The following is a 20,247-nucleotide window of genomic DNA, read 5'->3' as shown; positions in this document are numbered from 1 at the left end:
ACCCACGTAAGACCAGCCATGCTGGCAGCGGGTATCGCCACGGGAAGACCCCGACCCAACGGGCCGGGGCCAACGCCGCGTAGCAATACGACGGCTCAGGAACGTTTTCACACCTTTCCTGAACGGTGAGCGAACGCCGACGTGGCACCGACATTCCCTCCGTCGAGGACCACGGTTTCCGCTCCGGACAGCATAATGCGGTCATGCACGACATCGAACGGCGTATGGCGCTGCGCTTCCACGCGGACTCGGTCTCCGCCGGGACACACGTCAACATCTCGGCCGTCCGCGACGGGGGAGGCGGCTGTCTGTGGCTGGCCGGGGACGAGACACCGACCGTGGAGCGCATGCGCGTCACGGAGGGGGACCACGCGGACTCCTACGGAGCCCAGCGCACCTTTCGCCTGGCCGATCTCGTCCCGCTGCCCGGGGACGAGGACGCCGAGGCCGACATCGAGGGGCTGGGCTACGACGGAAGCTGGCTGTGGGCCGTGGGTTCACACAGCCTGGTCCGCAAGAGGATCAAGGCCAAGCACGACGACACCAAGGCCGTGAAGAGACTGACCAAGGTGCGCGACCGGCCGAACCGCCACATCGTGGCTCGACTGGCCGTGGAACACGACCGCCAGGGACTTCCGCGGGTGGTGCGGGAGAGCACCGACGGGAGACGTTCGGCGGTGTTGGGAGCCCGGCGTGGGGACAGCCTCACCGAAGCCCTCGCCACCGACGCCCACCTCAGCCCCTTCCTCCGCATCCCGGCCAAGGAGAACGGGTTCGACGTGGAGGGGGTCGCCGTCAAGGGCCGGCACCTGTTGCTGGGTCTACGCGGTCCGGTGCTGCGTGGTTGGGCCGTGGTGCTGGAGATCGCGCCCCTGGAGGGCTCCCGCCCCGGCGAACTCGTGCTGGACAGGTTCGGCGGGTCCCGCTACCGCAAGCACTTCCTCGACCTGGGCGGGTTGGGGGTGCGGGACCTGTGCCCGCAGGGGGACGACCTGCTGGTTCTCGCCGGTCCGACGATGGAGCTGGACGGGCCGGTGCGGGTGCACCGCTGGAAGGACGCGCTCCACACCGAGGAGCCCTCCGTGCTGCGGGCCGAGAGCCTTCCGGTGGAGGTGGAGCTGCCGCACGGTGAAGGGGACGACCACGCGGAGGGGATCTCGGTGGTCTCCGAGCCGGACGGGGACAAGCTGTTCGTCGTCTACGACAGTCCGGCCGAGCACCGGCTGCGCGAGACCGACACCGTGTTCGGCGACGTCATCGCCCTGCCCTGAGGCTGCCTGCGGGACCCCGTCCCGTCACGAACGCGCTCGGCCCACAGGAGCACGGGCCGCCCCTCCACGACGAGGCGGCCCGTGCCGGAGCGGATCAGTTGACCCCGTGCATGTAGTTCTTGATCTTCGGGGCGAGCAGGGCCAGTAGCACGGCCAACGCGAAGGTCGCCAAGGCCACCCCACCGAAGTACAGATCCTGGTGCTGCTGCGAGTACAGTTTCGCGATCTGAGCCGCCACACCCTGCCCCAGGGCGGGAGCCAGGAAGTACAGCCCCATTGTCTGGGAGGAGAAGGCCTCGGGGGCCAGTTTGGTGGTCGCGGATAGTCCCACGGGGGAGAGCATGAGCTCACCAACGGTGAACAACACGAAGACGAACGCGATCATCAACGGGTTGAGCAGGTTCTCGTCATTGCGGAACAGTCCAGCGAAGACCACCCAGAGAAAGCCGAGCGCCACGAAGAACAGGCCGCCGGTGAACTTGATGGGTGTGCTCGGCTGGCGATTACCGAGTTTGGTCCACAACCAGGCGAACAGCGGAGCGAGCAGAATGATCGTCAACGGGTTGATCGACTGGAACCAGCCCACCGGGAAATCGAAACCGAACACCGTGGTGTCGGTCTGCTGGTCGGTCACGATCACCAGCGTCGCGGCCTGTTGCTCGAACAGCAGGAAGAAAACGGCGGTGGCCAAAAACAGCGGAATGTAGGAGACCAACCGGTCCCGTTCCATCTTGGTCACCTGTCTGCTGCCGAACATCACCGCGAAGTAGACCACCGGTAGCACGATCGAAATCGTGGTGATGGCGTTGATCAGCCCGTTGACTCCAAAAACGGCCAGTGCTCCCCCCAGCACGATCAGCACAAGGAGCGCGATGGCCGTGACGCGCAGGAGCACACTGTTGCGCTGATGCGCGGGAAGAGGATTGACCGGTGCTTTGCCCGCGCTTCCGAGACGGGCACCGCCGAGCACGTACTGGGTCAGCCCGAGCGCCATTCCCACGGCCGCCGCACCGAAGCCCCAGTGGAAACCGATTCCCTCGGCCAGGGCCGGGGTCAACAGCTGGCTGGTGAAAGCACCGATGTTGATGCCCATGTAGAAGATGGAGAACCCGGCGTCCCGCCGCGCGTCCTCCTTGTCGTAGAGACCGCCGACGACGTTGGAGACGTTCGGTTTGAGCAGCCCGGAGCCCAACACGATGAGTGCGAGTCCAACACCGAGGGTGTAGTACCCACCGGGCAGGGCCATGGCGATGTGACCGAACATGATCAGCACGCCGCCGTAGAAGATGGCGCGCTGGGAACCGAACACCCGGTCGGCGAGCCAGCCACCGGCGACGCCGGTCAGATAGACGGACGAACCGTACGCGAGCACCAGGGAAGCGGCGAGCGATTCGGCCATACCGAGCCCGCCCTCGGCGACCGCCGTGTACAGGTAGAGGGCGAGGATGGCGCGCATCCCGTAGTAGGAGAAGCGCTCCCACATCTCGGTGAAGAACAGCGTCGACAAGCCGGGGGGTTGCCCGAGGAACCCTTTCCCACGTTGGTCGTTCGTAACCGTGGAGGTGTTCACGATCACGTCCTCTCGTACGCATGGCACGGCGGCTGTAGCCACCTGGTAACTTGCGGGAGGGTACGCGTTTAGTAACAGGACACAAGTATCGGGTCCCTCGTACGTGTGACCTCTTCCGCGAAAAATGTTTCACACAGTATTCCCATTCCGCTTTCGGTCACGCTTGTAGCACGGGTGCTCACTGCGGGTTTCCGAGGACACGCCGCCTCCCGCCCGATCGGATAGGCTGGCGGCGCGAAGCTCCTCGATTCCGGCGCCACGCGGAGAGACGAATGGAACTGCTGCCCGCCCACCGGTTGGCCATGCGCGAGTTCGACCGGCGTGTCCGGCAGACGACGGTCGACCAGCTGGACAATCCCACCCCGTGCAGCGAGTGGAACGTCCGCGACCTGCTCAACCACCTGATCAGCGAACAACTGTGGGCTCCTTGGCTGCTGGAGGGACACACCCTGGCCCAGGTGGGCGACCGCTTCGACGGCGACCACGTCGGCCGGACCCCGCGACAGGCCTGGGAGAAGGCCAGCTCGGCCGCACGGGCCGCCTGGGACGCCGCCTCCCTCGACGGGCGCGTGCACGTGACCGGCGGAACCATCCCCACCGAGGAGTACGGCTGGCAGATGACCATGGACCTGGCCGTGCACGCCTGGGACCTGGCCACGGGCATCCACGCCGACACACGACTGGATCCCGAGCTGGTCGAGGCCGTCTACGCGGTGTTCGAACCACAGCGGGAGGCGCTGCGCCATGCGGGGGTGTTCGCCGCCCCCGAGCGGCTGCCCGACACGGCGGACCAGCAGAGCAGACTGCTCGCCCTGGTGGGCAGAAGGCCCTGAACGGGGCGAGCGTCCTCGCGGAGGCCGGGAGGTTCCGCCTTCCGAGAAGGAAAACCGTTCCAGTCGGGCGGATATTCCCGTCACAGCCTCGCCCACACCACCGGTGCCGACGCTAGAATGTGCCGGCAGAGGGCCCGCGCTCGCGCCCGCGCCGTACTGGTCGAAGCGGCCCGACGGTGGAGCGCGGCACCCGTGAGTATCCGGAGGAGGGACAACCCCAAGTGCCCGAGGCGCACTCGACCGACGACAGTACCGGGCCGGGTCGAAGACCCGGCGAACCTGTTAGCCCGCGGCTACGGCCCCACCGCGACCGGAGACGGGGCGGCCGCTGATGGACGTACTGCTCGCTGTGGCCGGACTGCTGTTCGTCGGGGTGCTCACCCTCGGCACGGCGTTGGCGGTCGCGGCCGAATTCTCGTTGACCAGCCTGGAACGCAGCACCATCGACGCCCACGTCTCCGAGGTCGGTGACCGGCGCTCCAGATCGGTGCGGCGTGCGCACAGCACCCTGTCCTTCCAGCTGTCCGGCGCCCAGGTCGCGATCACGCTGACCACCCTGGTCACCGGTTACGTGGCCGAGCCGCTGATCGGTGACCTGCTCCGTCCGTTGATCAGCGCCACCGGCGTCCCGGAGAGCGTGGCCGTGCCGATCGCCCTGGTGTTGGCGATCTTCCTGGCCACCACCCTGTCCATGGTCTTCGGCGAGATGGTTCCCAAGAACCTGGCCATCGCGCGTCCGCTGTCGACCGCCCGGGCGGTGTCCGGCTACCACGCCGGGTTCTCCACCCTGTTCAGCCCGTTGATCAACGGGATGAACAACAGCGCGAACTGGTTCCTGCGCAAGCTGGGCATCGAGCCCCAGGAGGAGCTGCGCTCGGCACGCTCCCCCGAGGAGCTCGGTTCGATCGTGCGCTCCAGCGCCGAGCACGGCACCCTCGACGAGGCCACGGCCGAGTTGATGAACCGTTCCCTGCGTTTCGGGGAACGCAGCGCCCAGGAACTGATGACCCCCCGGGTGCGGGTGGAGTCGCTCGAGGTCACCGACAACGTGCTCGAACTGCTCGGCAAAGCCCGGCGCACCGGCTTCTCACGTTTTCCGGTGCACAGCGGCGACCTGGACAACGTGCACGGCGTGGTCCACGTCAAGCAGGCCTTCGGGGTGCCGCTGGAGGAACGCGCCGAGACCTCCGTCGGAGGGCTCACCAAGCCCGTTCCCACCGTCCCGGAAACCCTGGAGGGGGACGCACTGCTCGAACGGTTACGGGGCTCCGGGCTGCAACTGGCCCTGGTCGTCGACGAGTACGGCGGCACCGCGGGCATCGTCACCCTGGAGGACGTGGTCGAGGAGATCATCGGGGACGTGCGGGACGAGCACGACCCGAGGGAGGCCGCTGCCGTACGCCGCACCGGCGGAACGAGCTGGACCATCTCCGGGCTGCTGCGGGCCGACGAGGTCGAGGAAGCCACCGGCTTCGCCATGCCCGACGGGGACTACGAAACCGTCGCGGGACTGGTGCTCGCCCGGTTGGGGCGTATCCCCTCCCCCGGGGACCGGATCCGTGAGGGCGAGTGGACGCTGACCGTGGCCGCGATGGACCGGCACCGGATCGCCGAGCTGCGACTGCAACGCGTTCCCACCGACCGCGAACCGCGTGAGTTACCCACTCAGGAGAGCCGGGCACGGGAGGTGGCCCGATGACCGACGGAACGGCTATCGGCCTCACGGCGCTGCTGCTGTTGCTGAACGCGCTGTTCGTCGGCGCCGAGTTCTCCCTGCTGTCCTCCCGGCGGGACCGGCTGGAGGCGCTGCGCGAGCAGGGGGTGCACCGGGCCAGGACCGTGATCCGGGCGAGCCAGGAGGGCTCGCTGATGCTGACCAGCGCACAGCTGGGGATCACCCTCTGCTCGCTGGGGCTGGGACGGCTCGGCGAGCCGGCGGTGGCGCACCAGCTGGAGCGACTGCTGGGGCCGGTTCCCGTTCCGGCCGTGCTGCTGCACACTGTGGCCTTCGCGGTCGCGCTGGCTGTGGTGGTCGTGCTGCACGTGCTGATCGGCGAGATGGTGCCGAAGAACTTCGCGATCGCCGAACCCGAGCGGCTGGCGCTGTGGCTGGTCCCGGTGCTGGTGGGCTTCGTCAAGATCGCCCGACCGTTCATCGCGCTGTTCAACATGCTGGCCAACGGGGTGCTGCGGCTGCTGCGCGTCCAGCCCAAGGAGGACCTGGAGACCGCATACACCTCCTCCGAGCTGGCCGAGCTGCTCGTGGAGTCCCGCAGGGAGGGGCTGCTGGACCAGTCCGAGCACCGCAGGCTGGCCAAGACGCTGTCCTCGGTGGAGAGCACCGTCGCCGACGTGCTGGTTCCCCTCGGGGAGCTGACCACGCTTCCCGGTGAGCCGACGCTGGCCGACGTGGAGCACGCCGTCTCCTCCACGGGCTTCTCCCGCTTCCCCGTGCGGGGGCAGGACGGCAGACTGTTGGGCTACCTGCACGTCAAGGACGTGCTGGACCAGGCGGACCAGCCCGCCCGCACACCCGTCTCCCCCGCGCGGGTGCGGGCCCTGCCCAGTGTGCGCACCGGGGACCGGCTCGACGACGCGCTGACGGCGCTGCGCCGCACCGGCAGCCATCTGGCCACCGCCGTCGACGACGGCGGCAGACCGCGGGGCGTGGTCGCCCTGGAGGATCTGGTCGAGGAGTACGTGGGCACCGTCCGCGACGGCACCCACGTGGCCTGAAAGGGCTGCCGTCACGGCACAGCCCCGCTACGGCGGTGCGGGTCACGACCGACGGCGGGCCGCCGGTGTCGCGGCGACGAACCCGGACGGCGCCCTCAGGCGGCTCCGGCGGCCGCGGCCAGGCGGCGCTCGGCCAACTCCACCAGCAGGGCCACCCCCTCGGGCATCACCGCCTCGTCGAAGACCGCCAGCGGCGAGTGGTTCATCGCCGCGCTCGCCGGATCGGTGTTCTCGGCGCACGCCCCGAGCCACAGGAAACAACCGGGAACCCTCTCCAGGACCCTGGAGAAGTCCTCCGAGCCCATCATCGGGTTCTCGGCACGCACGAAGTGCTCGTCGCCGACCACCTCCGCCACCACGTGCTCGGCGAACGCGGTCTCGGCGTCGTCGTTGGCCGTGACCGGATACTCCTCGGCGTAGTCGACCTCGGCCGTGAGGCCGTAGCCTTCGGCGATCGAGTGGATCAGGCCCGTGGTGGTCTCCCTGAGCCGTGCCCGGGACTGCTCGGAGAACGAACGCACCGTCGCCTCGAACCGGGCCGCCTCGGGGATCACGTTGTGCCGCGAGCCCGCGTGCAACGAGCCGACCGTGAGCACCACCGGGTCGAACGGATCGAAGGTGCGGGTGAGCATCGTCTGCAGGGCGGTGACGATCTCGCAGGTCGCCGGAATCGGATCCTTGGCCAGGTACGGGGAGGATCCGTGCCCTCCCGCCCCGCGCACCGTGACCGTCAGCCGGTCGGAGGCCGCCATCCACGGCCCCGGCCTGGTGACGAACGTGCCGCGCGGGTACAGCCCCGAGGCCACGTGCAGGCCGTACGCGGCCACCGGGGGTGCTCCGGCGGCCTCCAGCACCCCTTCCTCGATCATGTGGCTCGCGCCGTCCCACCCGGACTCCTCTCCGGGCTGGAACATGAACACCACGTCGCCGACCAGTTCGTCGCGCCGCGCGGCCAGGAGCCGGGCCGCTGCCACCAGCATGGCCGTGTGCAGGTCGTGCCCGCAGGCGTGCATCGCCCCGTTCGTGGCGGCGTAGTCCAGACCGGTCCTCTCGGTCACCGGCAGGGCGTCCATATCGCCGCGCAGCAGCACGCACGGCCCCCGGCCACCGCCGCGCAGCACGGCCGTCACCGAGCTCAGGCTCTCCCCCGTGCGGATCTCCAGTCCCAGCCCCCGCAACGCGGCCAGCACCTTCTCCCGGGTGCGCGGCAGCTCCAACCCCACTTCCGGCTCGGCGTGCAGCCGACGCCGCAGGTCGACCATGTCCCCCTGGATCTCCCGCGCCTGCTGGTACGAGTTCACGCGCGCACCTTCCGGACACCACGAGCAACGTCACCGTCGAGGACATCCAACGTCACCCACCGCCGCCCACGCAAGATCATCCACGGTCGGTCGCGGTGTTTGCCGCCTGCCTCACCCGCCTCGCGAACAGGCCCCTAGGCTGGGAGCCATGACCCCCACGGTGCTTTCCGAGCAGGAATGGCGCGCCCGCGCGAGCGAGCACCAACGGCGTGTCCGGCGCTGGACCGAACCGCACCGCCAACGACGGGAGCGGGGCGAGAAGCACCCGGTGATGGACTTCATGTTCACCTACTACACCCAGCGCCCCTCCCGCCTGGAGCGCTGGCAGCCCGGTTTCGGGGTGGCGCTGGAGAACGGCGAGGACTTCCTGCGGCGCAAGGGCTACGTCCGAACACCACACGGGGTCGTGGTCGATCCGGAGGAACTGACGCCCCAGCGGCGTGAGACCGTGCAATTCGTCCATCGACTGCTCAGCGCCACGGAATCGCGCCCACCGCAGCTGGGCTGCTTCGGGCTGCACGAATGGGCGATGGTCTATCGTCTGCCCCACGACGATCTCAGGCACTCCGAATGGCCGTTACGCCTCGGAAGCAGGGGAACCGACGAGTTCGTCGAGTCCATGCGCATCCAGTGCAGCCACTACGACGCGTTCCGCTTCTTCAGCCGGCAGGCACGCCCGAGGAACACGCTGCAACCGACCCAGCGGGACCGTGTGCGTCTGGAACAGCCCGGCTGTCTGCACAACAACATGGACGTTTTCAAATGGTGCTACAAACTCGACCCGTTCGTGCCCGCCGAGCTGATGGCCGACTCCTTCGAGCTCGCCGCCCGCATCCGGGAGCTCGACATGAGGGCCAGCCCTTATGACCTGCGCGAGCTCGGCTACTCACCGATCGAGATAGAGACCCCGCAGGGCAGGGCCGAGTACGTCCGCCAGCAGCGGGACTTCGGCCTGCGAGCCTCACGGCTGCGGGAACGGCTCATCGAGCTGTGTGAACGGCTGCTGGACCAGTAGGCGGGGCGGTCGTTCGTCGTCCCGACCGCCCCGCCGGCACACTGTGCGGGCTCACCCGCTGACCGTCAGGCCCAGTTCCCCGTTGTCGTCCCGCTCGGCGTCCAGGGTCTTGTCGCCGAGCACGACGGCGGCCTGCTCGTCCAGGAAGACGCGCACACCGCTCTGTTCGACGACCTCGTCGTTGTCCTCGGGGATGGTCGCGACCGTCGCCTCCAGGCTCTCGGCCGCGGCCTGCCCGTCCGGCGAACTGATACGCAGACCGGCCCCCTCGGGGGACTCTCCGCCGACCAGGATCAACTTGATGACCTCGGCCGCGTTTTCACTGATGGTGAGCATGCTGCTCCTACCCCTCTCGGAGTCGGTCACGTAAAGCGTCCACCGTAGTAGACGAGCCGCCGTCGCGCTCACTGGCCCTCGTAGGCCGACAGCGGCGGGCAGGAGCACACCAGGTTACGGTCCCCGCGTGCCTGGTCGATCCGCCGCACCGGCGGCCAGATCTTGCTCTCCGGCACGCCCATCGGGTAGACGGCTTCCCACCGACCATAGGCGTGTTCCCAGTCCCCCGCCAGCGCCGAGGCCGTGTGCGGGGCGTTGACCAGCGGATTGTCCTCGACGGGCCAGGATCCGGCCGCCACCTTGTCGATCTCCGCCCGGATCGCGATCATGGCGTCGCAGAACCGGTCCAGCTCCTCCAGGTTCTCGCTCTCGGTGGGCTCCACCATCAGCGTCCCCGCCACGGGGAAGGACATCGTCGGGGCGTGCAGTCCGTAGTCGGCCAGTCGTTTGGCCACGTCGTCCACACTCAGCCCCGCGTTCTTGGTGACCTCCCGCAGGTCGAGGATGCACTCGTGGGCGACGAAACCACCCTTGCCGGTGTAGAGCACCGGGAAGTAGTCGTGCAGCCGCCGTGCCACGTAGTTGGCCGCGGCCACGGCGGTGAGCGTGGCCCGGCGCAGCCCGTCCTCACCCATCATGCGGATGTAGGCCCAGGAGATCGGCAGGATCGAGGCGCTTCCCCACGGGGCCGCGCTGATCGGCCCCACCCCGGTCTCGGGGCCGGCCTGCGGCTGGAGCGGGTGGTTCGGCAGGAAGGGGGCGAGGTGCTCGCGCACCCCGATCGGCCCCACACCGGGTCCGCCGCCGCCGTGCGGGATGCAGAACGTCTTGTGCAGGTTCAGGTGGGAGACGTCGGCGCCGAACTTGCCCATCCGGGCCAGGCCGATCAGCGCGTTCAGGTTCGCGCCGTCCACGTAGACCTGCCCGCCTGCGTCGTGCACGAGCCCGCAGACCTCCTGGACGGTGTCCTCGTAGACACCGTGGGTGGAGGGGTAGGTGACCATGATCGCGGCCAGGTCGTCGCGGTGCTTGTCCACCAGCTCACGCAGGTGGTCCATCTCGATGTTGCCCTCGTCGTCGCAGCGCACCACGACCACCCGCAGCCCGGCCATCACGGCGCTGGCCGCGTTGGTTCCGTGCGCGCTGGCCGGGATCAGGCAGACCTCGCGCTGCTGCTGGCCGCGCTGGCGGTGGTAGGCGCGGATGGCCAGCAGCCCGGCGAACTCGCCCTGGCTGCCCGCGTTCGGTTGCAGGCTCACCGCGTCGTAGCCGGTGATCTCGGACAGCCAGTTCCGCAGGTCCTCCATCACGCTGAGCAGTCCGGCCGCGTCCTCGGCGGGCGCGAAGGGGTGCAGCTCCGCGATGGAGGGCCAGGTGATCGGCTCCATCTCCGCGGCGGCGTTGAGCTTCATGGTGCACGAGCCCAGCGGGATCATGCTGCGGTCCAACGCCACGTCGGAGTCGGACAGCCTGCGCAGGTAACGCAGCAGCGCGGTCTCCGAGCGGTGCCGGTGGAACACCGGGTGGGTCAGGTACTCGCTGTCCCGCAGCAGGCCGCTCGGCAGGGCGTCGGGCACCTCCGTGTCCAACCGGTCCACCGGCGTGCGGTCGCCCTCGGCGAGGCCAAAGGCCTCCCACACCAGCGCCAGCCGCTGCCGCGTGGTGGTCTCGTCACAGCTGACGCCGACGTGGTCGGCGTCCACCCTGCGCAGGTTGACCCCGTTGCGACGGGCGGCGGCGACGATCTCGTCGGCCCGGCCCGGAACCCGGGTGAGCACCGTGTCGAAGAACCGGTCGTGGCGGACCTCAACCCCGCCCCGACGCAGCTGCTCGGCCAGCACGGCGGCCATGCGGTGCGTGCGCGTGGCGATCGAGCGCAGCCCGGAGGGACCGTGGTAGACAGCGTACATCGAGGCCACCACGGCCAGCAGCACCTGGGCGGTGCAGATGTTACTGGTCGCCTTCTCCCGGCGGATGTGCTGTTCCCTGGTCTGCAGCGCCAGCCGGTAGGCCTGATTGCCGTCGGCGTCCACACTGACCCCGACCAGCCGGCCGGGCAACTGCCGTTCCACGCCCTTGCGGACAGCCATGTACCCCGCGTGCGGGCCGCCGAAGCCCATGGGAACGCCGAAACGCTGGGTGGTTCCCACCACCACGTCCGCCCCCATCTCGCCGGGGGCGCGCAGCAGGGTCAGCGCCAACAGGTCCGCCGAGACCACGGCCATGCCCCCACGCCGGTGGATCTCGGCGATGACCTCCTCGTGGTCGCGGACGGCCCCGGAGGCACCGGGGTAGGCGAGCAGCGCCCCGAAGAACTCCCCCTCGGGCAGTCCCTCGACACCCCGGGAGAGGTCGGCGCGCACGATCTCGATACCCAGCGGCTCGGCCCGGGTCTCGATCACCGAGAGGGTCTGCGGGAAGGCGTCGGTGTCCACCACGAAACGGGGGGACTTGGAACGCCCGGCGCGCCGGACCAGGGTCATCCCCTCGGCGGCGGCCGTGGACTCGTCCAGCATCGAGGCGTTCGACACCGGGACACCGGTGAGGTCGGCGACCACGGTCTGGAAGTTCAGCAGCGCTTCGAGCCGCCCCTGGGAGATCTCGGGCTGGTACGGGGTGTAGGCCGTGTACCAGGCGGGGTTCTCCAGCACGTTGCGGCGGATCACCGGCGGGGTGACGGTCGGGTAGTAGCCGAGCCCGATCATCTCCACGTGCGGAGTGTTGCGCTCGGCCAGCCGGGTCAGCTCCTCCAGCGACTCGGCCTCGGTGGCCGGCTCGGGCAGATCCAGTCGCCCGTCGCGTTCACGGATACCGGCGGGTACTGCCTGTTCACCGAGCTCCTCCAGCGAACCGACCCCCACCACGTCGAGCATGCGCGCCAGCTCGGCGGGCATGGGACCGACGTGACGATCCGCGAAAGGAGTTCCGTGTTCCAGGGCAGCCAGCGGTATACGGTCCTCCGTCATCGCCAAAACCTCAATCGTCGCGGGCATCTCGGACAGAGCAGACGGCACTCCACGCGGAAGTACCGGCCTCCCCCTCTGTCAATGCCCGCGCGAAGCGGACGCCTGAGAGCTTCGCCCATGCATCCGGGCTTGCACCGTCGGCGGGGTTCCACCACTCCGTTGTGGCGAAGCCCTCTTTCCAGAGGTATCTCGCCCGTACGGTCCCATGGCCTGAGAGGTTATCGGGGAGGGGTTGCTCCTTCGGCGCCGTACCGGAGCCCTTCCGGCACGGACTCTCCCGTACGGGGTCAGCGACAGCTGTGAGCGTACCTCATTCACGCCGGCTCGGAAATCGTACGAGGTCTCCTCTCGGCACCGTTTTCCCACAGTCCGGACCGCGGATCCGGCCGACGGTCACGAACTCTCCGGCTGACGCGTCCGTCGCCTGCGCGAGAGCTCGTCCTCGGTCTCGCTGTCCCGTCCGGCCTCGTCGGCCCGCTCCGCGGGAAACTCACTGATCGTTCCGCTGATCTCGCGCATGGCACCGCTGACCGCTATACCGAACACCCCCTGTCCGCCCCGCAACAGGTCCACGACCTCCTCGGCCGAGGTGCACTCGTAAACGGTCGTGCCGTCGCTGAACAACGTCACCCCGGCCAGGTCGCGCACTCCCCGGCTGCGCAGGTGTTCGACGGCGGTACGGATGTTGTGCAGCGACACCCCGGCGTCGAGCAGTCGCTTGACGACCTTGAGCACGAGGATGTCCTTGAAGGAGTACAGTCGCTGCGAACCGGATCCCTCGGCCAACCGGATCGAGGGCCCCACCAGGTCGGTGCGCGCCCAGTAGTCCAACTGCCGGTAGGTGATCCCCGCGATCTGACAGGCCGCACGCCCGCGGTAACCGACCAGTTCGTCCGGCAACGCGGCGTCCGGGAAAAGTTCGTCCCCGCCCTGCTCGGTGTCAAGCCATGATGCGTTCTCGACCACGCGCGCCTCCCCTCGGCCGCTGCACCGGCGACTGCCGGATCAGGAGGAGGCAGCACATCCTCCCTTGGTCCCGGAGCCGGGCCCGTCGTCGCCCCGTCCGCCCGAACACCGTGCGCACGACCTTCGCGTGTCCTTCGACAGTAGGACCGTCGGCGAACAGGGTCAACGCGACGCGCGGCTCGTCGGATCCGACCGGAGAGGAACTCCCCCACACGTCTCGGAACGTGTCGTCGTCCGGAGGCACGGCGGCGGGCCCGTCACCGCCGTGACCGGCCGTGCCGAACGCCTCAGGTGTCGGCTCCCCGAAAGTCCTCGGGCGAGACCGAGTCCAGGAACTCCTTGAACTTCTCGACCTCGTCCTCCTGCTCGTCGGGGATCAGCAGCCCCGCCTCGTCGAGCACGGACTGCTCGGCGTGGATCGGAACTCCCGTGCGCAGGGCCAGAGCAACGGAGTCGCTCGGCCTCGCCGAGACACGCACGTCCCCGTCGAAGACCAGCTCCGCGTAGAACGTCCCCTCTTGGAGATCCGTAACTCGCACCTGCTCCAGTTCCCGCCCGAGTGCGCCGATCACGTCCTTGAGCAGGTCATGAGTCAGCGGCCTCGCGGGCCGGACCCCCTGCTGTTCCAGAGCGATCGCGGTCGCCTCCACCGATCCGATCCAGATCGGCAGATACCGCTCGCCGTCGGTCTCGCGCAACAGCAGGATCGGCTGGTTGGCCGGCAGTTCCACTCGCACGCCGACGACGCGCATCTCGCTGCTCATCGTCAAATCGCCTCCTCCAGCGCGCCGAAGCGTGACATCTCCTTCGAGGATCGCGCACCGACGCCTTCGACGCTACCCGCGATACGGCGAAGACGCCGCCCACGGGACACACGGCTGCTCCCCTCGTTGCCCCGGATCGCCCGATGGGACGCGCCCAACCGTGGTTCCGAGCCACTCGACGGGAACACATCGCGCACCCGGGCCGGGGTGTCTTCCTCCGGACGTCGCGCACGAGTCCGCTGCCGCACGTGCGTCACCACGCCACGCCCGGCAGCCGTATCAACGGCCCTGGTTCCCCGTGACAACACGGCGGTGTCCCTCCACCGCTCGCGTCCGGGCTCTGCTCATCGGGTTTCCTGCTGACCACCCTCGGCCGACGCACCGGTCAGGAACACCAGACGGAACTTGCCGATCTGAACCTCGTCCCCGTTGGCCAGCACCGAGGTGTCCACGGGCTCACGGTTCACATACGTTCCGTTGAGGCTTCCCACGTCGACGACGACGTACTCGGTCCCCTCCTTGCGGAACTCGGCGTGCCTGCGGGAGACGGTGACGTCGTCCAGGAAGATGTCGCTGTCCGGATGCCGTCCGGAACTGGTCGTCTCCCGGTCCAGCAGGAAACGGGATCCGGCGTTGGGACCACGCTTGACCACCAGGAGGGCGGACCCGGCTGGCAGCGCGTCGACACCGGACGCGGCGGCCTCAGAAGGTGCGCTCTCGGCGTTCTCCTGTTCCGAGAGGAAGGGCTTGAAGACCGACGTGGTCTCCGATGACTGCTCCGGCGGTACGTCGCCGGGCCCGTCGTTGGTGCTCACCTGAGCTCTCCTCCTGCGCATGGGTCGTGCCAGTGCCATCAAACGTACCGCGCCACGCAAAGCTCTGGACGGCCTGTCCCGGGATCCGTACCGGCTCATGTCGAGATCACCGCCCTATTCCCACAGTAACCGCAACGAAGATCACATCCGTGTGCCCGATCGTCGCCGCACACCCGGTTCCCCGGTCTCACCGGCAACCGGACCTCGCGGACGCGAGACGGCCACCTCGGTACACGACAGCACCCCGTGGAACAGGGGCCCCGGGTGTCAACTGCGTACCCACGACGATCGTACCGCGCTGATCACCTGGCCCAGATAGAGCACACCTGCCCACAGATAGAGCGCCCCGCCCCAGCAGGTGAAGGCGTAGGCCACCGGACGGGCCAGCCAGTCCAGCGCGAAGTCGCCCTGCACCAGCAACAGCAGCGGAAAGGCGTACATCAGACAGAACGTGGCCGCCTTGCCCAGGTAGTGCACCTCGGGCGGTTCGTAGCCATGGTAGCGCAACACCGGCAGGCACAGGGTCAGCACCACGTCACGTCCGACCAACGCGGCCGCAGCCCACCAGGGGATCACTCCCCTCAACACGAACGCCACCAGGGTGGCCACGATGTAGAGCCGGTCGGCGGCGGGGTCGAGCAGTTGCCCCACCCTGCTGTACTGGCCGAGCCAGCGGGCCAGTTTCCCGTCCAGCCAGTCGGTGAGGCCGCTGAGCACGAGCACCAGCAGGGCGAGCAGATCCCAGTGCGGCCCGAGCAGCAGCCACAGGAAGGCGGGCACACCGGCGAGTCGGAGGGCGCTCAGCGCGTTGGGCAGGGTCCACCACGGGTCTCTCCAGACGTCCGCGGCGACCTCCTTGAGACGGTCGATCCCCTGCTCGGGAGGTCTGTCGTCGCCGTTCGGCGCCGATCCCGTAGTGGCGCCGTCGGCGTCCTGCACCACGAGACCCTCCCCTGCACACGCACGGGCCCGAAGCCTGCGGCCGGACCCGCCCTTCACGGCACCGCCCGGGAGGGTCGTCTTCGGAAGCCCCGCCGGACCGCCTTCCCGGGACGCCGTACCCGTCTCACTCTAGTCGGAGGCGACGCCCGACGACGAACGGGCCCACCCCAGTCACCGGGTGGGCGGAGTCCAACCCCTGCGCCGGAGGTCGGCGTCACTGAGGAAGCGTGGACGCCCCTTATCGTCCACTCCCGCCCAGCACCAACGCCCTCCGAGCCCTTCGAGGACGAACGGATGCCCCTCACTCCACACCACGGAGCACGGGGCGGTGGGAAGTTGCCGTTCCCCCGGGGCGTCACCGTCGTCCGCCTCCGGGACCTGTGCCGCGTCACCGCGCATCCGAGCCAACACCTCCGCCGACTCCGGGCTTGTCTCTCACCGCTTTCCCCGCCGATTGTGCGCGGTCGAACCTCCGGTGTCCTGGTGCAACACGTAACACCGCGCCGAGCGGTGGCGCCCGTGCGCCGAGAGGGTGCGGGCCCGAGCGTGGCGCGCCCGTTCCGACCCGCCGGGGTGATCGGCCCCACCCGAGGCGGAGACCTCCCGCGCCGGAGAAGGACGATTCCACTTCCCTACCAGAAAATTGTCGACAATCCGCAATAATCAGGGCCATCGCACGGATCGACCACGGAGACACCCCGCGGAAGCCTTCCGCGGCGACCGAAAAATCAAAAAACTCCGAGTAATTGGCCGAATACGATACGTGGGAAAACAATCCGACGAACGGATGTCGCAAACCCCGGGCAAAACGTTTTCACAAGCATTGGTGACACAGAACACACACTCGTTTTTCCCGTGAGGACCACAACAGTGCACCCCTTGTGCGCCGCCGCTCCGGTCGAGGCCCGAACACGGCCGACCGAACACGAAGAAACGAATCGAAAGTTTTCTGACCTGGTATTTTGACTATCAGGATCACGTGCGAGCACCGAGCGAACACGGCACGGACAGGACGGTCGACAACAAGAGTTCGTTATCCCGACGTAACTAGTACATCTGTACATCCAAGCTATTTCTGGCTATGGTGCCGAACCGTTCTGGCACCAACAGGAAGGGATGAACGTGCCTGCCGAAACACGTACGAACGGTGACGACAGCACCCGACCACCGGTTACTGGCGGGGGCAAACGTGGCATGTTGAAGATCGGCATCTTCGTGACCGTTCTGGCTTTCGCCCTCGGCTACGTGGCCATCGCGGAGCCGAATGTTTCCTGGCCAGGACTGATCGCCATGCTGGCGTTCTACGCCCTGTTCTACTGGCTGGGTGCTTTCGTGGCCGCCCGACGCGGAGGCGGGCTCGGCGACACCATGGTCGCGGGGCGCAACATGCCGCTGTGGATCGGCGTGTTCACGATGACGGCGACCTGGGTCGGTGGAGGCTACATCAGCGGCGCCGCCGAGAGCACGTTCAGCAGCGGCATGGCCTGGGCCCAGGCCCCCTGGGGTTACGCGCTGAGTCTGCTGATCGGCGGTCTCTTCTTCGCGAAGAAGATGCGCAGGGGCCGGTTCACCACGATGCTGGACCCCATCGACATCCGCTTCGGCAAACACGTCGCCGGACTCGGTTCGATCCCGGCGATCCTCGGGGAGATCTTCTGGACCGGTGCCATCCTCACGGCGCTGGGAACCACCTTCGGCACCATCATCGGTCTGGACTTCACCGTCTCGATCATCCTCTCCGCCGTCATCGCGATCGCCTACACGGTGGTCGGCGGCATGTGGTCGGTGGCCATCACCGACGTGGTCCAGGTCGTGCTGATCTTCGTCGGTCTCGTCGTGGCCGTTCCCTTCGCCGCCTCCGCCGTCGGCGGCATGGGAGACGCCTGGGCGAACTATCCCTCGAACTTCGACTTCGAGTCCTACGCCTCCCTCTTCCCGCCGTTGACCGGCTGGGACGATCCGGGCTGGGGGCACGCCTACTGGACCTGGTGGGACTCCGGTCTCGCCCTGATGCTGGGCGGTATTCCCTGGCAGGTGTACTTCCAGCGGGTGCTCTCCTCCAGCAGCCCGCGCAACGCCCGCAGGCTCTCGATCGGCGCCGGCGTCATGTGCGTGCTCGCGGCCATCCCGCCGGTGCTCATCGGGATCGTGGCCACGGCGGCCAACTTCCAGGCGGAGGGGGCTCCCCCGCTGGACAACCCGTCCATGGTGCTGCCCTACGTGCTGCGCTACCTGCTTCCCACCGGGGTGGCCGCCCTCGGGCTCGGCGTGCTCGCCGCCGCCGTGATGTCCAGCGTCGACTCCTCCGTGCTCTCGGCCTCCTCACTGACCGGCTGGAACGTGTACCGCCGCCTGGTGAACCCCAGGGCCGATTCCGACCAGGTGCAGAAGATGATCCGCAGGCTGATCGTGATCATCGGCGCGGCGGCGACCCTGATGGCGCTGCGGGCCAGCAGCGTCTACGACCTGTGGTACCTGGCCAGCGACCTGATCTTCGTGATGCTGTTCCCGATGCTGGTGTGCGCCCTGTTCGTGCCGTGGGCCAACCGTGTCGGGGCCGCCTCCGGCTTCGTCGTCGCCGTGGTGCTGCGCCTGTCCGCGGGCGAGGACCTCTTCGGGATCTCGCCGTTCCTCCCCTGGCCCTGGTACGAGGACGGGGCGGTCCAGTTCCCGTTCCGCACCGTGACGATGGTGGCCTCCCTGCTGACCATCATGGTGGTCTCGGCGATCACCCGACGCAGGAGTGCTCCGGTGCCGATGGCGGCCCTCGAACCGGACACCCCGGAACGCGCCGAGTGGGGCAACGACCTCGACGAGGAACCCTCCCGTGAGGAGAAGGTCTCCCCCGTCAGGGTCTGAACCGGCCCGACCCGTGCGGAGCTCGGCACCGTGGCGCCCGGTAGGGCGAACGGTGCCGAGCTCTTTCGTGTCCGGCGGGTTACTGGTTCCGCGGCAGCAGGCCTACTCCATCCGGGTGATATACCGCACCCGTCACTTTGGTCTATACCTTACCCAACCGTTTCCGAAGAAAGGTACAGACCACCATGAAACGACCTCGGGAGAACACCCGAAAACACCGTCACCGACTGCCCGCCACCCTCGCCCTGGCCACGAGCGCCCTGCTGGCCTGCGGCACGGTCTCGGCCGCGGCACCCCAACCCTCCCCGGACCGGGGTAACGACCAACCTCCGAACGGGGGATCCACGGCGCTGGGCGACGTCATTCCCGCCCCGACCTCGGTCGATCCGATCCCGGGACAGAGGTTCCACATCAGGTGGAACACCGGCATCCACACTCCCAGCGGAAACACGGAAGCCACCGAGGTGGGCCGTTACCTGCAACGACAACTGCGTCCCTCCACCGGTTACGGGCTGTTGCTCAACCGGGGCGAACCCGACCGGGGCGACATCGTGCTGAAGCTGGACGGTTCCGAACGGCGACTGGGCGAGTCCGGCTACCGCATGGACGTGCGGAAACACCGGCTCACGATCCACGCGACCAGTTCCGAAGGGCTCTTCTACGGAACCCAGACGCTACGACAACTGCTGCCCGCCAAGGCCGAAAGCGACTTCCCCCGGCACGGTCCCTGGCCCGTGCCCGCCGGAACGATCGTGGACAAACCACGCTTCGAGCACCGCTCGGCGATGCTGGACGTGGCACGCCACTTCTTCGGGGTGGACCAGCTCAAACGCTATATCGACCAGATCGCCCAGTACAAGATCAACTACCTGCACCTGCACCTGACCGACGACCAGGGCTGGCGGATCCAGATCGACAGCTGGCCCAGGCTGACCACCCACGGAGGAAGCACCGAAGTGGGGGGCGGTGACGGCGGCTACTACACGAAGCGGCAGTTCACCGAGATCGTCCGCTACGCGGCCGAACGCAACATCACGGTGGTCCCCGAAATCGACATGCCCGGGCACACCAACGCGGCGCTGTCCTCCTACGCCGAGCTGAACTGCGACGGCGAGGCCCCACCGCTGTACACCGGGATCGAGGTCGGGTTTAGCTCCCTGTGCGTGGACAAGGAGATCACCTACCGTTTCGTCGAGGACGTCATCCGCGAGGTCGCCGAGCTGACTCCGGGCCGCTACCTGCACATCGGCGGCGACGAGGCCCACTCGACCACCGACGAGGACTACCAGCGGTTCATGTCCCGCGTGCTGCCCCTGGTCGAGAAGTACGGCAAGACCCCCGTGGGATGGCACGAGTACGCCAAGGCCACTCCCTCGAAGGAGGCGATGGTGCAGTACTGGGGCACCTCGACCTCGAACGAGGAAGTCGCCGAGGCGGCCGAACGCGGCAATCCGATCCTGCTCTCCCCCGCCAACCGGAGCTACCTGGACCAGAAGTACAACGAGGACACCGAACTCGGACTGGACTGGGCCGGACCGACCACCGTCCGGGAGGCCTACCAGTGGGACCCCGGCACACACATGGAGTCCGTGCCGGAAAGCGCCGTGGCCGGAGTGGAGGCCCCGCTGTGGAGTGAAACCCTGACCACCTCCGACCACATCGAGTTCATGGCGTTCCCCCGACTGCCCGCCGTCGCCGAGCTCGGGTGGTCCCCGGCCAGCGCACACGACTGGGAGTCCTTCCGGACCCGGGTGGCCCACCAGGCTCCCCGCTGGCAGGAGCAGGGGATCGACTTCTACCGCTCCGAACAGATTCCCTGGTCGGACAACTGACCGTTCCGTTCCCGGACGGAAGGGTCCCCGGCGCATCCCGG

At 68.3% G+C, this 20,247-nt stretch carries 15 protein-coding genes and 1 riboswitch; of the genes, 7 read left to right on the top strand and 8 right to left on the bottom strand.

The genetic code is table 11. From position 1 onward, the window contains the following. The first annotated feature begins 125 nt into the window (after positions 1–125). Positions 126–1,271 carry a DUF3616 domain-containing protein gene (locus CEP50_RS13515; RefSeq protein WP_106114312.1) on the top strand — a complete coding sequence of 382 codons (1,146 nt, stop codon included), beginning with the start codon at positions 126–128 and terminating at the stop codon, positions 1,269–1,271. Between the two features lie 94 nt (positions 1,272–1,365). Here the strand turns inward: CEP50_RS13515 and CEP50_RS13510 are convergent, their stop codons facing one another. Beyond that, on the bottom strand, positions 1,366–2,847 hold the full coding sequence (locus tag CEP50_RS13510) for a peptide MFS transporter (protein WP_106114311.1): 1,482 nt from the start codon (positions 2,845–2,847) through the stop codon (positions 1,366–1,368). Positions 2,848–3,113: 266 nt separating this feature from the next. On the opposite strand from CEP50_RS13510, the gene CEP50_RS13505 reads away from it, so the two are divergent. The 3 genes from CEP50_RS13505 (at position 3,114) to CEP50_RS13495 (ending at position 6,410) form a co-directional block, all read left to right on the top strand. Then, positions 3,114–3,674: a TIGR03086 family metal-binding protein gene (locus CEP50_RS13505; protein ID WP_106114310.1), complete on the top strand. Its 561-nt coding sequence runs from the start codon at positions 3,114–3,116 to the stop codon at positions 3,672–3,674. 331 nt (positions 3,675–4,005) lie between these two features. After that, positions 4,006–5,373: a hemolysin family protein gene (locus tag CEP50_RS13500; protein WP_106114309.1), complete on the top strand. Its 1,368-nt coding sequence runs from the start codon at positions 4,006–4,008 to the stop codon at positions 5,371–5,373. Next, the gene (locus CEP50_RS13495) at positions 5,370–6,410 is read left to right on the top strand and encodes a hemolysin family protein (RefSeq protein ID WP_106114308.1); all 1,041 of its coding nucleotides are present in this window, start codon (positions 5,370–5,372) and stop codon (positions 6,408–6,410) included. The genes CEP50_RS13500 and CEP50_RS13495 overlap by 4 nt, the downstream gene beginning before the upstream one ends. A 95-nt stretch (positions 6,411–6,505) precedes the next feature. Here the strand turns inward: CEP50_RS13495 and CEP50_RS13490 are convergent, their stop codons facing one another. Then, the gene (locus CEP50_RS13490; protein ID WP_219905467.1) at positions 6,506–7,711 is read right to left on the bottom strand and encodes a M20 metallopeptidase family protein; all 1,206 of its coding nucleotides are present in this window, start codon (positions 7,709–7,711) and stop codon (positions 6,506–6,508) included. A gap of 148 nt (positions 7,712–7,859) precedes the next feature. On the opposite strand from CEP50_RS13490, the gene CEP50_RS13485 reads away from it, so the two are divergent. Then, complete coding sequence (locus CEP50_RS13485) at positions 7,860–8,726, top strand: 3-methyladenine DNA glycosylase (protein WP_106114307.1); 867 nt, start codon at positions 7,860–7,862, stop codon at positions 8,724–8,726. Positions 8,727–8,777: 51 nt separating this feature from the next. Here CEP50_RS13485 and CEP50_RS13480 read toward each other — a convergent pair whose 3' ends face one another. The 6 genes from CEP50_RS13480 to CEP50_RS13455 form a co-directional block, all read right to left on the bottom strand. Next, on the bottom strand, positions 8,778–9,062 hold the full coding sequence (locus CEP50_RS13480; RefSeq protein ID WP_026449049.1) for a hypothetical protein: 285 nt from the start codon (positions 9,060–9,062) through the stop codon (positions 8,778–8,780). A gap of 68 nt (positions 9,063–9,130) precedes the next feature. Beyond that, entirely contained in the window at positions 9,131–12,028 is a 2,898-nt protein-coding gene (gene gcvP / locus CEP50_RS13475; RefSeq protein ID WP_106114306.1) for an aminomethyl-transferring glycine dehydrogenase, read from the bottom strand. 188 nt (positions 12,029–12,216) lie between these two features. Beyond that, positions 12,217–12,318: riboswitch (glycine riboswitch) on the bottom strand. 103 nt (positions 12,319–12,421) lie between these two features. After that, positions 12,422–12,994 (bottom strand): MerR family transcriptional regulator, encoded by a 573-nt coding sequence (locus CEP50_RS13470; RefSeq protein ID WP_106114305.1) that lies wholly within the window; start codon positions 12,992–12,994, stop codon positions 12,422–12,424. Positions 12,995–13,281: 287 nt separating this feature from the next. Then, positions 13,282–13,758, bottom strand: a complete 477-nt coding sequence (locus CEP50_RS13465; protein WP_019854479.1) for a bifunctional nuclease family protein — start codon at positions 13,756–13,758, stop codon at positions 13,282–13,284. Between the two features lie 344 nt (positions 13,759–14,102). After that, complete coding sequence (garA, locus tag CEP50_RS13460) at positions 14,103–14,573, bottom strand: glycogen accumulation regulator GarA (RefSeq protein WP_019854480.1); 471 nt, start codon at positions 14,571–14,573, stop codon at positions 14,103–14,105. 267 nt (positions 14,574–14,840) lie between these two features. Continuing rightward, on the bottom strand, positions 14,841–15,515 hold the full coding sequence (locus tag CEP50_RS13455; protein WP_181188381.1) for a CDP-alcohol phosphatidyltransferase family protein: 675 nt from the start codon (positions 15,513–15,515) through the stop codon (positions 14,841–14,843). A 1,194-nt stretch (positions 15,516–16,709) separates the two neighbouring features. On the opposite strand from CEP50_RS13455, the gene CEP50_RS13445 reads away from it, so the two are divergent. Both CEP50_RS13445 and CEP50_RS13440 read left to right on the top strand, forming a co-directional pair. Then, positions 16,710–18,374 carry a sodium:solute symporter family protein gene (locus tag CEP50_RS13445; protein WP_181188380.1) on the top strand — a complete coding sequence of 555 codons (1,665 nt, stop codon included), beginning with the start codon at positions 16,710–16,712 and terminating at the stop codon, positions 18,372–18,374. 185 nt (positions 18,375–18,559) lie between these two features. Beyond that, positions 18,560–20,206, top strand: a complete 1,647-nt coding sequence (locus CEP50_RS13440; protein WP_106114302.1) for a beta-N-acetylhexosaminidase — start codon at positions 18,560–18,562, stop codon at positions 20,204–20,206. The last annotated feature ends 41 nt before the right edge of the window (positions 20,207–20,247 follow it).

Source organism: Actinopolyspora mortivallis (assembly GCF_003001495.1).
GTDB lineage: Bacteria > Actinomycetota > Actinomycetes > Mycobacteriales > Pseudonocardiaceae > Actinopolyspora > Actinopolyspora mortivallis_A.
This window is presented reverse-complemented; position numbering and strand designations above follow the sequence as displayed.